This window comes from Pseudomonas grimontii (assembly GCF_007858185.1).
GTDB classification, from domain to species: Bacteria; Pseudomonadota; Gammaproteobacteria; order Pseudomonadales; family Pseudomonadaceae; genus Aquipseudomonas; species Aquipseudomonas grimontii.
In genome coordinates, this window is sequence record NZ_VFES01000018.1 from 34,972 (window position 1) to 50,139 (window position 15,168).

Genomic DNA, 15,168 nt, shown 5'->3' on the forward strand with positions numbered 1-15,168 from the left:
TCCTAGTTGTAAACCCACAGCACGCGGGCGGGCAGGTCGGTCAGGTTGGCGTAGCGGCAGTGGGCGAAACTGGCCAAGTGGAAGCTGTCACCGGGGCCGAGGGTGACCGAATCGGCCTCGCCCTCTACCCACAGCGTCAATTCTCCTTCCAGTACAAATCCGGCCTGCTCGGCGCGGTCGCTCATGGTCTGTTCGCCGCTGTTGGCGCCGGGGGCCAGCAGGCTGTCGAGCATCGAGAAGGCACCCTTCATGCTGGGGGAGACCAGGATGTCGGTGATGCCGTTGGCGTAATACACCGTGCGGCGTTCGTTAGGGCGAGTGACCCAACTCACGGCCTTGGGTTTGGACAAGCTGTAGAAATAGGTGGTGGGCACGTCGAGGGCATGGCTGATGGCGGTGAGATCCGCCACGGTCGGACGCGACAAGCTGCGTTCGACCTGGGACAGGAAGCCCACCGAACGCTCGATCTTCTGTGCGAGTTGGGCGAGGGTAAGCTTCTTGTACTTGCGCAGGTCGTGGATCAGGATCGCCAGGGCGTCGAGTTCTTCTTGCTGGTTCATGAAATTTATATCTAATAATTTCATGAAAAATTACAGGATTAATTTCACGAGGGCAATGGGCGCGTGTAAGCCAGTGAATGTCCTGTAGCGAGCGGGCTTGTCCCGCGTTGGGCTGCGCAGCAGCCCTATTAAAGAAGAACGCGGTGTATCAGACACTTTGTAGCGGCTGGTTTTGGGGCTGCTTCGCACCCCAACGCGGGACAAGCCCGCTCGCCACAGAGGTAGTGGGGCCTCCCTCATCACAGGGGGCAAGGTTCAGCAGTCTGAATGATTTTGTGCGCCTGCGGTCCGAAGCTGGGTACGCATCATTCATTGAAGGAGCACCCATGAAGTCCAAAACCCTAGCCGCCTGTGTTCTGGTCGCCGCCAGCCTGTCCACCGCCAGCGTTGTCGTGCAGGCCGGCGATACCCCGCAGGAAACCGTGCAGCCTTCGAACATCAATACCCGTGATTTGAAAGAAGGCGACCGCGCCCCCGACATCCTGATGCGTAAGGAGTCGGCGGTCAGCGACTGGAAGAAACGCGGTCTCAAGCAGCCTGAAGCCGACAGCCAATGGTCACGGGTGGGCGACAAGTTCGTGCTGCTCAAAACCACTAATGGCACCATTCTCGAGATCACGCCCGTCAAGAAATGATGCAACTTTTTTCCTGGTTCTTGCGTTAAGGTAACCGGCCATAAAGACCGCGTTACCTTAGACGAAAGAGAGCAGGATGCTTGCCACAATAAGAAACTACCCCCGCGCCGTGAACCTGTTGTTGTCCGCCACGTTGCTGCTGACGTTGGCCAAGGCGATCACCTTTCCTTACCTGGTGATCTACCTCACCCACCACTTTGCCCTCGACATCACCCAGGTTGGGCTGGTGATCGGCAGCTCGTTGATCGTCGGCTCGCTGCTCAGCGTGTATGGCGGTTTCCTGGTCGACCGCATCAACAGTTATCGGCTGTTGCTGGGGTTGAGCGTGCTGTTTGTGTTGGGGTTTATCGGCACAGTGCTGGCGCAGAATATCTGGGCGTTCTACAGCTGCCTGATCCTGATCAACCTGGCCTACGCGGTCATCGATATTGCGGTAAAGGCCGGTTTCGCCAGCTTGCTGCCGGAAGAAGCACGCAGCGAAGTGTTTTCCATCAAGTACACGCTGACCAACATCGGCTATGCCGTGGGGCCGTTCTTTGGGGCGATGGTAGCCAAGCTGGACATCAGCCTGCCGTTCATCTTGTCGGCGCTGTTGGGGGTGGGGTTTTTCCTGCTGTACTGGCGTTGGGGCGATCGCACCCTGGCAACAATCGATGTCACGCAAAAGCCGGTGCCGTTCCTGGCTGTCGGCCGCGTGCTGCTGCGTGACCATCGCCTGGTGTGCTTCACCCTCGGTGGTGTGCTCAGCGCTGTGGTGTTTGGCCAGTTCACTGCCTACCTGTCGCAGTACCTGGTGACCACCACCAGCGCTGAATACACCTACACCGTCATCAGTGCCGTGCTCACCACCAATGCCGTGCTGGTGATCGCCTTGCAGTACGTGATTGGTCGACGTATTTCCCACCGTTACCTCAGCCAATGGCTGATCGCAGGCTTAGGCATGTTCATGCTGGGCTTGATCGGTTTTGCACTGTCCACCAACGTGTTGTGGTGGGTGCTGGCGATGGCGGTGTTTACCGTGGGGGAAATCATCGTGTTCCCGGCCGAGTACATGTTTATCGACCGGATCGCCCCGGACCACCTGCGAGGCATGTACTACGGGGCGCAGAACCTGTCCAACCTGGGGGCTGCGTTGGGGCCGGTGTTGTGCGGGTTGGTACTGGCCAGCCTGCCGGCCCACTACATGTTCTTTATGCTGGGGGCGTTCATCGTCGCGGGTGGCGTGTTCTATTTCATTGGTTCGTCGTTGAAGGCAACTCGTCCAGCGTGAGCTTGCCCATGTTGTTGCTCTGCAGCTCGTAGCGCAGTTCTTCGACCATTTTTTCCACGTCTTGCGCGGTCTGCAACCGGTTGGTGCTGATCCCGGTGACGACCAGGTCGACCCGGCCGGTTTCGGCGTCGTAGACCTTGAGGGTCAGTGATGCGTCGCGGCACAGTGTGAATTCGCAGGTCAGTGGCGCCAGGCCTTCTTCGATGCAATTTCGCAGTTGAGAGAGGGTAAACATGTGGGTTCCTTCAGGGTGTCGTTTCGCGACGGCACAGATTCAAGTCCTGTGCCCACCCTGAAAGGTTAGGGATTACCCTGCTGCGCAATAAGGCGAATTCGCACTAGCTTCACTAGTGCATTTGCACTTTATTTTTTGCTCTTGACCCGTAATTCCCCGGCAAACAGCCCGCGTTCACGGGCCCAGACGATTGCCGCGCTGCGGCTGTGCACCCCCAGCTTGGAATACACCGTAGCCACATGGTTACGCACGGTGTTGGGTGCCAGTTCCAGGCGCGAGGCGATCTCCTTGTCGGCCAGGCCTTCGCAGATCAAGCCGAGCACATCGCGCTCACGGGCGGTCAGGTCGGTGAAGGCCACGTTCGGCAGGTTGGGGCTGTTGACGCTCTTGGCGTTGGCCAGTTTCTCGATCAGGGTCTGGCTGAACCAGGACGCGTCCTGCATCACTTCCTCGATGGCCGCCACCAGCTCCAGTTCCGAGCGCTTGCGTTCGGTGATGTTCATCATCACCAGCAGGTAGCAGGGCACATCCTGAATGATCACCGTATCGGCCGAGACCACGCAGTCGATCACCTCATTGCCTTTCTTGCGCACCTTGAGGTCCTGGCCATCGAGGTTGCCGGCTTTCTCCAATGTAGCGAACAACTGGGCGGCCGCCTGCTGGCTGTCGATGAAGTTGATGTCTTCGATGGACTTACCGATCAGCTCTTCACTGGTGTACCCGGTAATGCTCATGAACGCTTCGTTGATATCCACCACCTGCCGGTTGCTGGCGCTGCACACCAATGTCGGTACCGGCGTCAGTCTAAACGACTTGGCGAAGCGCTCTTCACTCTGGCGCAAGGCGATTTCGGCTTTGCGGCGTGGCTCCAGGTCGGTGAAGGAAAACAGCATGCAGTCTTCTTCGTTCATGTCCAGCGGCTGGCCGGCGACGATCACCAGTTTGCTGCCGCCTCCGGGCAGTTTCAGCTCGGCTTGCATCTGTGGGATGGTCGCGCCTTCCCCCAGGCGCTGAACGGCCAGGTCCCTGCGCTCGGCATGTTCCAGCACGTCCAGCTCATACACTGAGCGGCCGATCACCTGGTCACGGTTGTAGCCGGTCATTTCCAGGAAGCCCTGGTTCACCTTGATATAGCGCAGGTCGCTCAGGCGGCAGATCACCGCCGGCGCCGGGTTGGCGTTGAAGGTTTTTTCGAAGCGCTGTTCGGCGCTGGCCCATTCGGTAGCGTCGCTGAGGATCAGCACCAGCAACTCCGGTTCGCCGTGTGAGTCGTTGATCACCAGGCTGCGCAGGCGATGGACCCAAGTCTTTTCTTCGTCTGCGGTGGGGCTGACTTCGACCACCACGTCGCTGAACTCATCGCCCGCCGCAGCGCGGGCCAGGGGGTAGCTCTCCAGCAATACGGGATGGTTGTTGCGATAACGCAGCGCAAAGCGTTCGGCGTACTCCTGGGTGTTGGCGCCCAGTGCCGCAACGTCGTCCACACCGTGCATGTTCAGCGCGGCTTCATTGGCCCAGAGGATAGTCTGGTCGACCTCTGCGAGGATGATCCCGTCGGACAGCCCGGAGATGATCTGCTGCAGCTGGCGGCGGTTGGTTTCTTTGGCTAGGACATCCTGGGTCATGATTTCTCCGGGTTTTAGACGCATGAAAGTACGACACCCCGGTGTCAGGATAGTGCAGAGCAGTTGCGCGGCATGGGGTGCGAATGCACCAGATGGCCTGGTGCATTTGCGCGAGAACGAGCGGGTGTTTGGCTCGCCAGACTGAGACGGTCAATCACTGTAAAAGGATCGCTCATGACCACTGTCTACGAAACTAACCGTTCGCCGTTTCGCGTGTCCCGTAGCTCTGTGCTGGCTGGCAGTGCAATTGCCCTGGTGACTTACCTGGTGCTCAGCGTGCTCGGCACCGCCATCGGCGCCAGCGCCGTCAACCCCATGGAGTCAGGCAACCCGTTGCGCGGCTTTGGCACGGGCGCCGGTATCTGGCTGTTTGTCTCCACGCTGCTGGCGATCGCCGTCGGTGCCTTCGTCGCCGGGCGCACCGCACCGGATCGCGGTGGCCTGCACGGTGTACTGACCTGGACCCTCACCACGCTGTTCACCACCTGGCTGCTGGCGGCGTTGGCTTCCAGTGTCGTCGGCACGGCGGGCAATGTGGTAGGCAAAGGCCTGTCGGCTGCCGGTAGCGGTATCGCCGCTGTGGCACCCGGGATCAGCGATAGCGTCAAGCAGCAACTCGACGAGTAGGGCATCCACCTGGATTGGAACAGCCTGCAAGGCCAACTCGATACCTTGCTCAAGCAAAGCGGCAAGCCTGAACTGGACCCGTCCAACGTCGAGCAGAAAACCGACCAGGCCGCTGCCGACGGCAAGCAATCGGCGACTGACGCAGCGACCAACCCTGCTCAAGCGGGCGACGCGCTGAAACAATGGTTCGACCGTGTGAAAGCCTCCGGTGAACCTGCGTTGAACGCGACGGATAAAGACGCGCTGGTCAACATCGTTGCCGCCCGTACCGGCAAGAGCAAAGAGGAAGCGACCCAGATCGTCGACAACTACGCCCAGGCTTATCAGCAGGCGATGCAGAAGGTCGATGAGCTGAAGCAACAGGCCGAGCAGAAAGCCCGTGAAGCGGGTGAAGTGGCGGCTAAGCAGCTGTCGCGTGCGGCGTGGAGTACGTTGGCGATGTTGCTGCTGGGGGCGGCGTTGAGCTTCTTTGTGGGCCGTATGGCACTGACGACGCGTCGGGTGCCGTTGGCTTGATCGATGGTTGTGTTCAAAGGTGGTTAGGGGCTCCCCCTAACCACACCTTTTAATTCGCCAGCCAACCTACGATTGGCACAATCATCAACGTACTCAAGGCCATTGAAACTACATTGCCAATGTAGGGATGAAAATGAGCGGGCAGTTTCGCCGCAATTGCACAGGCCAACGGCGGTGCGATCAGTGCACCCAGCAATGCACTTGAAGTCATCACCATCCAACTGCCACCGTGGGTCAACACCGCTGCCGGTACCACCGATACCAACGGTACATAGGTAGGATACCAACCCCGTTTTATCCATTGATGACGCCAGATCACTACGCCAAAAGCCGACGTCAGCGCCTGCGCTCCCACCATGTGCAAGAGTAGGCCGGAGCCATAAGCCGGGCTCATGGGGTTGAGGGCATAGGCGAGCAACACGCCTGCCAACAGCCCGAGACTGGCCAGCTCATTGCCGAAAAACGGCGCTTCGGAAAAGTCCGCCAGCACTCGGCGCAGGCTCCAGAACACGCCGTAACGGGGCGGGGTAACAGGTATTGGCCGAGCTGGAGCGATAGCGTCCGAACGCACCAGCGAGGGCACCCGACGGCACAGTGCAAATGCGATGACACTTCCGATAGCCATGCCCAGCACGTTACCGATCACGGCGGGTAAACCCAGCGGAACACACACCAGATTGACGATCAACAAGCACAGTGGAGTCACCAGCAAAGCCCCCAGCACTGCACCATTGAGGGCGACCTTCCAACCGCTGCCAAACATGAGCACTATCGCTGCTGGTAATGAAACAAACGCCGCAAACGTAGGCTGCCAGGTTTCGGCGGTAACGCTCCAACCCCACAGCAGGTTGCTCAGCAACAGCCCGATCAACGAACTGGTCACCACCCAAGGCCACAATCCGGTGCCATAGCAAATGGAAAAGCCCTGCCAGGCTTTGCCGCGCTTGCTCGCCCACCAAGCCAGATAGGCACCACTCAATAGGCCCAGTGACGCGAGTTCATGCTTGTAGAAGGCAACTTCGCTGATATCTCCCACTACCCACCGCAACCAGGCGGCGGGGTGGGGTAGGGCCGTCACCATCTCACTGTATCCTGGCCACGAACCACGATGACTGGATACAACCCAGACCGCGAGCAAGGTTGCGACCAGTCCCAGTGCAACCACTGTGATATCCACCCGTGAGCAGATTGGTGTTTTCTTGGTAAATAACCTTTCCATAATTTGCCCTCCTCTCAGCGAGGCAGGGCAGGGTGTTGGGAATACCCGAGCATCTGATCATAAAGATCATTGCGACGGTCCCGCTGCAGATCATTGAGGCTGTTCCAGATCGGCGCACTGCGGGCGCTGGTGATGTCAATGTCGGCGAACAGGATCTCCTGGCGATTGGCCGAAGCCACGGCGCCGATTGGCCAGCCATTTGTCCCTGCAATTAGGGAGCATCCGAGATAGCGGGCGTCTCGCTCTTCACCAATGCGGCTTGCGGCCGCGATAAATACGTTGTTCACATGTGCAGCTGTCATCGTCAGGTAAGACGCCATGCACTTTCCTGCCTCATCGAACAACGGTGGGGGTGTCCACACCCAATTGTTCACGCTGCAAATGATATCGGCGCCTTGCTGGCTCAAAATGCGCGGCACCTCCGGGAACCAGATGTCCCAGCAGATCAGCATGCCGATACGACCGATCGGCGTTTCAAACACTGGAAAGCCAGTATCCCCCGGGGTAAACCAGAGCTTTTCCAGGTTCCATAAATGGGCTTTGCGGTATTTGCCTATGAACCCGTTGGGGCCCAGCAACACGGCTGTGTTGAACAGCTGCATACCGTCGATTTCGCTAAGGCCAGCCACCAGATACACCTGGTGCTTGCAGGCAAAATCAATCCATTCCCGCACACTCGGTCCGCTCGGCACCGCCTCTGCATGATCAAACGCATCCTGGCGGCTGCTGAAGAAATAGCCGCAGTTGGAAAGCTCCGGCAGCACGATCAGGTTGGCGCCACCCTTTGCTGCTTCAGTCGCCAGTACCAGGCTTTGATGCAGGTTGTCGCTTCGGTTGGCTATACCGACCTGTGGATTGAACTGAATGACGGCGACGCGGGCAGGGCTGGTTGGTTCGCTCATGGGGGTGACCTCTTATTGTTATGCAACCAGGGTTGGTTGGATGTTTATAAGAGGCGATAGAGTGTTTAAATAAAAGTCAGATGATTCCTATTGTGCTGTAGTTGATTTCTCCAAAGCTAAATTAATCTTCCAATTTGTACTCTGGATAGTCCCGCAGGCTAAAGCCACCATTGAAGTTCGCGTGGGTTTTGTGGCAGATGTTAATCGCTGTGTCGATAGCTCCTCTGAAGCAAGGCTCCGTCCAGCCGGCGTCTACAGAGAACGACTCACCACAAAGATATAGTCCAGATTTGTGAGAGAAGTCCCTGTTGTACTTCATCAAACCGACAGATTCGTAGTACGTGCCTGGGCGATAAAGCTTTGCGCAGCCAAGGGAATGTTTGTCATTCATCCAGCGTTGAACGATTGCTTGCTCGCGCCCTATGTAAGGAGAAATACGCTTATTGATGTTCGTTGACTTTAAAAGGATTCTGTCTAACTCTGTTATGCATTTATCGACAAGCTCTTTGTCGCTGAATATGGAGAGCTTTGTTGCGTCGTCTTCCCATGTATAACTTAATAGTATGCAGTCGTAGGTGTGGTTGTTGTTGTAGCTATAGGTGTAAACGTCATGTATGAAGCTGTCGGTTACGATGGCTTGAGGTATTATTTTGTTCTGTGATAGGAAGGACTTCTTGAGCGGTGCATATACTTTGCAACTGGTTTCCCAATGGGCTGTTTTGTAGGCCGCAATCGTTTCATGTGGAAGTATTTCTTGACTGAAGTCCTCAAGTAGGACTTGTGTTTCTATCAACCAGGAGGGGAGCGTCATTACAACGGAGTCAGCGTCAATAAAATTCTTTTCTGTCATTTCTGGAGGTGCGGCGTTCCAATCGTAGAAAACTCTTATTTTTCCATTTTCAAGTTTTCTCAGTTTTGTGACTGAGCTGTTGGTCAGTAAACCTGAGGCGCGTTTGATTAAATGTTCGTATAACGACTCCTGGGTCTCGTCTGGCTTTATGAAAAGTAGGGACTCGGCAAGAGCACCAAGCCCGATGTAGTTTGGTTTATTGAAGCGTAGTCCTCTCGAATCAATAGGGTCTGTAGAATTCAAATAAGGTGATGCCAAGGGGACGCCCTCGGAATCTAAGCGTCCGTGGATTAATTGCAAATGGCTACTGAAACCAAATATCGCTGTGCGTATCGGGTAAATCGAGCAGATATCATAAAATGCTCCCCAGCTACCATCACCAATCCCGATGGAGTAGAAAATAGCGGACTCCTGTGAGGTCATTCCCATTCCACCGAAATTGCCAGGGTCATTTTGGTGCCATCGATCTATAGCAGGCATCTTCACCAAGTCTCGAAATGAAGTTCCTTCGTATTGTTTTACTATAGAAGCCCACATAGCCTCCCAGCTTTCCGAGCCGTAGTGCTCGGAGACGTGCAGTGTCATGCGTTCGGAGAATACTTTCCACTTCGCGAAGACGGAGGCTAATGTTTTACCGGGTGGCGCTGTTTTTTCATCGGCATTTTTCCAGATAAGCATGGTTGGTTCATTACCACTGTCTATGCTTCCTTCTCGTAGGTATATTCCAGTTGAATGAACAGCGGGGCTGCCGGGGTTGGGGAAGTCTGAGTGGGTCAGTGAAAATGTGCTCGCGTAATAAGCCATCAATGAGTGGCCATCTTTTGGTTGCTCGCCTGATAGGTTGAAGAAAGGCATTCTCATTGCACCCATTTCAAAAGGGGGGCGGCCGATAGTGCTGGTATTATTGCTCCCAAGAGCTGTCAGGTGCCTTCCACCAATGCGTTTTGATTTTTCAATTAATGTAATATTTGTGAAGCCGCATCTATGCAATTCACGTGCAGTGGTTAACCCTGTAATACCGGCACCAATAATGCAGATTTTATGTTCAGTGTCAGTCGCTTGGGCGATACCACCGTCTTGTTCTACCAAAGCACGATAGTCAAAGCACAGATCTGGAGGATTAGGGAATCTAGCTCTCCATTTGTTACTCGTAGAGCGTTTTTCTCGGCGATGCTGCTGGCCGATGTCTGCGGGGTAGTTGAAGTTGGAGCCGATGGTCATTCTTATGTTTCCTGCTTGGGGTAGTTGTCCCTTAATAGATTCAACGTAGCCATTGAGTGCGAAAATAAGCAGGGTGTGAATTCGGGCTAGGGCATGTCGTGTTTTTTTGTAGGTGGAGGGGAAGTCACGGGCTCGGCTGTCGCGAAACTTGCCAATCCCACACAGTTCTGAGAAAACCCACCCTTTAGTAAGCCTTCCACGAGCGTCCCATGAACAACAACGAACTCCAAATCACCGACACCCGCCCAGGCACCGGCAAAGCCGTGGTCAAGGGCGCACTGATCACCACCCAATACACCGGCACCCTGGAAGACGGCACGGTCTTCGACTCATCATGGGCGCGCGGCAAGCCGTTCCAGTGTGTGATCGGCACCGGGCGGGTGATCAAGGGCTGGGACCAGGGTTTGATGGGCATGCAGGTCGGTGGGGTGCGCACGTTGTTTGTGCCGGCGCACCTGGCGTATGGCGAACGGTCGATGGGCGCGCATATCAAGCCCAACAGCAATCTGTGCTTTGAGATTGAGTTGCTGGAAGTGCTGACGCGGGATGATTAATTTCGCAAAAACCTGGCCCACCACCTCGTACGTAGCAGCTGCCGAGCGCAAGCGAGGCTGCGTTCGCGGTGTGTCAGACGAACCGCTGACGCAGCCTCGCTTGCGCTCGGCAGCTGCTACGGGATTTGGCGAACCTGCCACCTCACATTCGAGCTTCGGCGGCTCCAAGAATGGGGTTCCTGAACCCTCCCTGAAGAATCTTCTTATTCACCATGCGGAAACTTTCCTACGGTTTACTCTCCTTACACCGGGGCGTAAGCTTCGCGCGTTTTCATCAATAGCGGAGACCCTCAGTGGGTACTTGTTCGAGTGACAGTTGTCGGCCGGTCTCGGTAACCGGCACAGACTTGGCAAGATAACGCGCATTTTTTTCGATGCCGTTGTCTCGCCACCTAGCGAGAAGCGGCATCCCGGCAGCGGCCAGTCCTGGCGCCTGTCCGATCCCTCTCATCGACGCTGACCAGCACCCGGTTTAACTCGGGATGCTACGGACGCGCCTGCCTTTTACGGCGGGCGGGCCGAGCTGACTGTGCCTTTGAAACGGGCGCGGTGAGACAGGCAGTACCTGCACGACGGTTTTTTCCTCGCGCAGGAGTAACACACCATGAACCTCACTCTGTTGAAAGAGTTCTTCGCCGGCTTCTTGCGGACCCGGCATATCGCCCGGCATTTCCGCCGTCTGGCGATGCTCGAAACCGTCACCGACGCCAGCGTCAGCCGCGAAGTACCGCCCACCCTGGCGCAGACCCTGGTGGCCGCGGCCAACAGCAGTGGCGTGCAATTGCTGGGTACGCTGGGCAGCCATGCCGAAGGCTTGAACACCCAGGAAGCCGATGCGCTGCGCGTGCAATACGGCCTCAATGAAGTCGAGCACGAGCAGCCGCTGCCGTGGTGGGTGCACTTATGGCACTGCTACAAAAACCCGTTCAACCTGCTGTTGACGTTGCTGGCGGTGATCTCCTGGCTGACCGAAGACATGAAGGCCGCCACGGTGATTTTCTCCATGGTGGTGCTCTCGACCTTGTTGCGTTTTTGGCAGGAGGCCAAGTCCAACAAGGCTGCCGATGCCTTGAAAGCCATGGTGAGCAACACCGCCACTGTGCTGCGTCGGGATGATGCCAAACGCATCGAGTTGCCGATCAAACAGTTGGTGCCCGGCGACCTGATCGTGTTGTCGGCCGGGGACATGATTCCCGCCGACTGCCGCGTGCTCGGCGCCAAGGATCTGTTCGTCAGCCAGGCGGCGATGACCGGTGAATCGATGCCGGTGGAGAAGTTTGCGCTGCAGCAGGACGCCAACACCCGCAACCCGTTGGACCTGGAAAACATCCTGTTCATGGGCACCAACGTGGTGTCCGGTGCGGCGACGGCGGTGATTCTGGCCACCGGCAACAGCACCTATTTCGGTGCGCTGGCCCAACGCGTAACCGCCACCGACCGCGCGACCACGTCGTTCCAGCATGGCGTCAACAAGGTCAGCTGGTTGTTGATCCGCTTTATGTTCGTGATGGCGCCGCTGGTGCTGTTCATCAACGGGTTCACCAAGGGCGACTGGACCGAAGCACTGCTGTTCGCGCTGTCGATTGCCGTGGGCCTGACCCCGGAAATGCTGCCGATGATTGTCACGTCCACGCTGGCCAAGGGCGCGGTGTTCCTGTCGCGTAAAAAGGTCATCGTCAAGCGCCTGGATGCGATCCAGAACTTTGGCGCGATGGATGTGCTGTGCACCGACAAGACCGGCACCCTGACCCAGGACAAGATTTTCCTGGCGCGCCATGTGGATGTGTGGGGCGAGGAGTCCGACGATGTGCTGGAGATGGCCTACCTCAACAGCTACTACCAGACCGGCCTGAAAAACCTGCTGGACGTGGCGGTGCTGGAGCATGTGGAGGTGCATCGCGAGCTGAAGGTCGGCACCGCGTTCCAAAAGGTGGATGAAATTCCGTTCGACTTCAACCGCCGCCGCATGTCGGTGGTGGTGGCCGAGCAGGGCCAACCGCATCTGCTGATCTGCAAAGGCGCGGTGGAGGAGATCCTCTCGGTGTGCAACAGCGTGCGCCATGGCGATGTTAATGAAGCGCTGACCGAAGACCTGCTGGCGCGCATTCGCCAGGTCACTGCCGCGTTCAACGAAGAAGGCCTGCGGGTAGTGGCCGTGGCCGCGCAACCGATGGCGCCGGGGCGTGACACTTACAGCCTGGCGGATGAAAACAACCTCACGCTGATCGGCTACGTCGCGTTCCTCGACCCGCCCAAGGAAAGCACCGCGCCGGCCCTCAAGGCACTGAAAGCCCATGGTGTGGCGGTCAAAGTGCTGACCGGCGACAACGAACTGGTCACCGCCAAAATCTGCCGCGAAGTGGGCCTGGAGCAACAGGGCCTGTTGATGGGCAACGACATCGAGGACATGACCGACGCCGAGCTGGCCAAGGCCGTGGAAACCACCAATGTGTTCGCCCGCCTGACGCCAAGCCACAAGGAACGCATCGTGCGCCTGCTCAAGGCCAACGGACATGTGGTGGGCTTTATGGGCGACGGCATCAACGACGCGCCGGCGCTGCGCACGGCAGACATTGGTATCTCGGTGGACAGCGCGGTGGACATCGCCAAGGAAGCCGCCGACATCATCCTCTTGGAGAAGAGCCTGATGATCCTGGAAGAGGGCGTGCTGGAAGGCCGGCGCACCTTCGCCAACATGCTCAAGTACATCAAGATGACGGCCAGCTCCAACTTCGGCAACGTGTTCTCGGTGTTGGTGGCCAGTGCGTTTATCCCGTTCCTGCCGATGCTGCCGATGCACCTGCTGGTGCAAAACCTGCTGTATGACATTTCGCAGATCGCGATTCCGTTCGATCACGTCGACGAGGAAATGCTTGCCAAACCACAACGTTGGCAGCCAGGAGATGTGGGCCGTTTCATGTTGTTTTTCGGGCCGATCAGTTCGATCTTTGACATCACCACGTTCGCACTCATGTGGTATGTCTTCGACGCCAACACCCCTGACCACCAGACGCTGTTCCAGTCCGGCTGGTTCGTGGTGGGGCTGCTGACCCAGACGCTGATCGTGCACATGATCCGCACCCCGAAAATCCCGTTCCTGCAAAGCCGCGCGGCGATGCCGTTGATGGTGATGACCGGCGTGATCATGGCCGTGGGGATTTTCCTGCCGATGGGGCCGCTGGCGCATTACTTCAAATTGCAGGCGCTGCCGTCGCTGTACTTTGTGTTCCTGCCGCTGATTTTGCTGGCGTATATGGCACTGACCCAGGCGGTGAAGGGCTACTACATCCGTAAGTTTGGCTGGCAATGAACAGGGACGATGACCCATGCAAGCAATCAACAACATCAACCTCAACTCCCTGATCGACACCCTGGTCAGCCTGACCGCCGCGTTTATCCTCGGTGGCCTGATCGGCTTCGAGCGCCAGTACCGCCAACGCACGGCCGGCCTGCGCACCAACGTACTGGTGGCGGTGGGAGCGGCGATTTTCGTCGACATGGCCAACCGCCTCGGCGGTGCGGAAGGCGCCGTCCGGGTGGTGGCGTATGTGGTGTCGGGCATCGGCTTTCTGGGAGCCGGCGTGATCATGCGTGAAGAAGGCAACGTCCGCGGTCTCAACACCGCCGCCACGCTCTGGGCGTCGGCGGCGGTGGGGGCATGCGCCGGTGCCGACCTGGTCCTCGAAGCGTTGCTGGGCACGCTGTTTGTGCTGGCGGCCAATACCCTGCTGCGGCCAATCGTCAATAACATCAATCGCCAGCCGCTGGATGTGGTGTCGGCGGAGGTCACCAACGTCCTGTATGTGATTGCCCGGCGCACCCAGCAAACCGCTGTATTGGCGTTGCTGGAAGCCGAACTGGCGCGTTGTAACTATCCGGCCAGCGATGTCGATGTGCGACCGTTCGGCACCGAGGAAGTTGAAATCGAAGCCACACTGGCGGCGACCTCGGTAGACGGTGACGAGTTGGACGCCCTGGTGGCGCGAATTTCCAACTCGACCCTGATAGTGCAGGCCTTCTGGAGTCCCAGCACCACCGAATAGATCCTGGAGGCCTGGCCTTGCCGCTCCGAGGAAAAGTCCTACATTTAGTCGAGATTATCCCTTCATTGGAAAAAACACCCGGTTGCTAAGGTTGCGCGCTTGCGCCTGTCCAGGAATCAAGGCGTGGCTTCACATGTTTACTGTGTTTTTCAAAAGGAGGGGCCTGTACTGCCTAAGGTGTCGTACGGAGTAATCAGTACCGCTTGTCGGAACTGTTACTTTTCACAGGTAGTGGGGTCTCGCGTGATATGTAAGCGTACTGATCTTCCCAGGGGAGTCTTATGAGCAACAAAGCTTTAATCGTGGATGATCACCCTTTTATACGCGCCACCGTCAGGTACCTGTTGAGGAAGGAAGGTTTCGATACCATCTACGAAGCGGGTAACGGCGCCGACGCCATGCAGATTGCTCGCGAAGAACGTCCGGACCTGGTCATTCTCGACCTGGCGATGCCCAAGCTCGGTGGGTTGGAGGTGATCAGCCGGATCAAGGCGCTGGAGCTGCCCTGCCGGATCCTGGTGCTGACCTCGTATCTGGCGGTGTTCTTTTCCACTCGCTGCATGCGCGCGGGAGCGATGGGGTTTGTCGCCAAGACAGGTGAACTCGATGAGCTGCAAAAGGCGATCAGGGCGATCAGGTCCGGCTACAGTTGCTTCCCCAGCCTACCCACCAGTTCGGTGCGTCGCGACGATCTGCAGTCCACCGAGCAGGAGTTGGTGGAGGCGCTGTCTGACCGCGAATTGACCGTGCTGCAAAAGCTGGCCCTGGGCCTGGGCAACAAGGATATTGCCGAGGATATGCTGTTAAGCCACAAGACCATCAGTACCTACAAGACGCGGCTCAAGGAGAAGTTGCGCATGTCGTCGGTGGTGCATCTGTCCAAGTTTGCCCAGCGCAATCATCTGATCTGA

12 protein-coding genes and 1 pseudogene are annotated in these 15,168 nt (G+C 57.4%); 7 read left to right on the forward strand and 6 right to left on the reverse strand.

Features of this window, described 5'->3' with window-relative positions:
- Nucleotides 1-2 precede the first annotated feature (2 nt).
- On the reverse strand, nucleotides 3-560 hold the full coding sequence (locus FIV39_RS24645; RefSeq protein ID WP_090402192.1) for a helix-turn-helix domain-containing protein: 558 nt from the start codon (nucleotides 558-560) through the stop codon (nucleotides 3-5).
- Between the two features lie 326 nt (nucleotides 561-886).
- Here FIV39_RS24645 and FIV39_RS24650 point away from each other — a divergent pair, with 326 nt between their 5' ends.
- Entirely contained in the window at nucleotides 887-1,195 is a 309-nt protein-coding gene (locus FIV39_RS24650; RefSeq protein WP_090402194.1) for an RcnB family protein, read from the forward strand.
- 76 nt (nucleotides 1,196-1,271) lie between these two features.
- On the forward strand, nucleotides 1,272-2,465 hold the full coding sequence (locus tag FIV39_RS24655) for an MFS transporter (RefSeq protein ID WP_090402195.1): 1,194 nt from the start codon (nucleotides 1,272-1,274) through the stop codon (nucleotides 2,463-2,465).
- Here FIV39_RS24655 and FIV39_RS24660 read toward each other — a convergent pair.
- Together FIV39_RS24660 and FIV39_RS24665 are read right to left on the reverse strand one after the other, a co-directional pair.
- Nucleotides 2,428-2,700 (reverse strand): DUF1652 domain-containing protein, encoded by a 273-nt coding sequence (locus FIV39_RS24660; RefSeq protein ID WP_090402197.1) that lies wholly within the window; start codon nucleotides 2,698-2,700, stop codon nucleotides 2,428-2,430. The genes FIV39_RS24655 and FIV39_RS24660 overlap by 38 nt on opposite strands.
- A gap of 128 nt (nucleotides 2,701-2,828) precedes the next feature.
- Nucleotides 2,829-4,325, reverse strand: a complete 1,497-nt coding sequence (locus FIV39_RS24665) for a helix-turn-helix transcriptional regulator (RefSeq protein WP_090402200.1) — start codon at nucleotides 4,323-4,325, stop codon at nucleotides 2,829-2,831.
- 174 nt (nucleotides 4,326-4,499) lie between these two features.
- On the opposite strand from FIV39_RS24665, the pseudogene FIV39_RS24670 reads away from it, so the two are divergent.
- Nucleotides 4,500-5,468 (forward strand): annotated as a pseudogene (locus FIV39_RS24670) (hypothetical protein).
- 49 nt (nucleotides 5,469-5,517) lie between these two features.
- Here the strand turns inward: FIV39_RS24670 and FIV39_RS24675 are convergent.
- From FIV39_RS24675 to FIV39_RS24685, 3 genes are all read right to left on the reverse strand, one after another.
- Complete coding sequence (locus FIV39_RS24675) at nucleotides 5,518-6,549, reverse strand: hypothetical protein (RefSeq protein WP_090402202.1); 1,032 nt, start codon at nucleotides 6,547-6,549, stop codon at nucleotides 5,518-5,520.
- Between the two features lie 152 nt (nucleotides 6,550-6,701).
- Nucleotides 6,702-7,589: a nitrilase family protein gene (locus FIV39_RS24680; RefSeq protein ID WP_090402204.1), complete on the reverse strand. Its 888-nt coding sequence runs from the start codon at nucleotides 7,587-7,589 to the stop codon at nucleotides 6,702-6,704.
- A gap of 121 nt (nucleotides 7,590-7,710) precedes the next feature.
- Nucleotides 7,711-9,660 carry a flavin monoamine oxidase family protein gene (locus FIV39_RS24685; protein WP_090402206.1) on the reverse strand — a complete coding sequence of 650 codons (1,950 nt, stop codon included), beginning with the start codon at nucleotides 9,658-9,660 and terminating at the stop codon, nucleotides 7,711-7,713.
- A 209-nt stretch (nucleotides 9,661-9,869) separates the two neighbouring features.
- Here FIV39_RS24685 and FIV39_RS24690 point away from each other — a divergent pair, with 209 nt between their 5' ends.
- The 4 genes from FIV39_RS24690 (at nucleotide 9,870) to FIV39_RS24705 (ending at nucleotide 15,168) form a co-directional block, all read left to right on the forward strand.
- Nucleotides 9,870-10,214 (forward strand): FKBP-type peptidyl-prolyl cis-trans isomerase, encoded by a 345-nt coding sequence (locus FIV39_RS24690; RefSeq protein WP_090402208.1) that lies wholly within the window; start codon nucleotides 9,870-9,872, stop codon nucleotides 10,212-10,214.
- Nucleotides 10,215-10,818: 604 nt separating this feature from the next.
- Nucleotides 10,819-13,524 (forward strand): magnesium-translocating P-type ATPase, encoded by a 2,706-nt coding sequence (gene mgtA / locus FIV39_RS24695; protein WP_090402210.1) that lies wholly within the window; start codon nucleotides 10,819-10,821, stop codon nucleotides 13,522-13,524.
- 16 nt (nucleotides 13,525-13,540) lie between these two features.
- The gene (locus FIV39_RS24700; RefSeq protein ID WP_090402212.1) at nucleotides 13,541-14,257 is read left to right on the forward strand and encodes an MgtC/SapB family protein; all 717 of its coding nucleotides are present in this window, start codon (nucleotides 13,541-13,543) and stop codon (nucleotides 14,255-14,257) included.
- A gap of 281 nt (nucleotides 14,258-14,538) precedes the next feature.
- Entirely contained in the window at nucleotides 14,539-15,168 is a 630-nt protein-coding gene (locus tag FIV39_RS24705) for a response regulator transcription factor (protein WP_090402214.1), read from the forward strand.

Excerpts from the sequence above, each read along its gene's own strand:
- FIV39_RS24690 (WP_090402208.1), top strand. The coding sequence starts at position 9,870 with ATGAACAACAACGAACTCCAAATCACCGACACCCGCCCAGGCACCGGC.
- FIV39_RS24655 (WP_090402195.1), top strand. The coding sequence starts at position 1,272 with ATGCTTGCCACAATAAGAAACTACCCCCGCGCCGTGAACCTGTTGTTG.
- mgtA (WP_090402210.1), top strand. The coding sequence starts at position 10,819 with ATGAACCTCACTCTGTTGAAAGAGTTCTTCGCCGGCTTCTTGCGGACC.
- FIV39_RS24685 (WP_090402206.1), bottom strand. The coding sequence starts at position 9,660 with ATGACCATCGGCTCCAACTTCAACTACCCCGCAGACATCGGCCAGCAG.
- FIV39_RS24680 (WP_090402204.1), bottom strand. The coding sequence starts at position 7,589 with ATGAGCGAACCAACCAGCCCTGCCCGCGTCGCCGTCATTCAGTTCAAT.
- FIV39_RS24645 (WP_090402192.1), bottom strand. The coding sequence starts at position 560 with ATGAACCAGCAAGAAGAACTCGACGCCCTGGCGATCCTGATCCACGAC.
- FIV39_RS24660 (WP_090402197.1), bottom strand. The coding sequence starts at position 2,700 with ATGTTTACCCTCTCTCAACTGCGAAATTGCATCGAAGAAGGCCTGGCG.
- FIV39_RS24675 (WP_090402202.1), bottom strand. The coding sequence starts at position 6,549 with ATGGTGACGGCCCTACCCCACCCCGCCGCCTGGTTGCGGTGGGTAGTG.
- FIV39_RS24665 (WP_090402200.1), bottom strand. The coding sequence starts at position 4,325 with ATGACCCAGGATGTCCTAGCCAAAGAAACCAACCGCCGCCAGCTGCAG.
- FIV39_RS24700 (WP_090402212.1), top strand. The coding sequence starts at position 13,541 with ATGCAAGCAATCAACAACATCAACCTCAACTCCCTGATCGACACCCTG.
- FIV39_RS24650 (WP_090402194.1), top strand. The coding sequence starts at position 887 with ATGAAGTCCAAAACCCTAGCCGCCTGTGTTCTGGTCGCCGCCAGCCTG.
- FIV39_RS24705 (WP_090402214.1), top strand. The coding sequence starts at position 14,539 with ATGAGCAACAAAGCTTTAATCGTGGATGATCACCCTTTTATACGCGCC.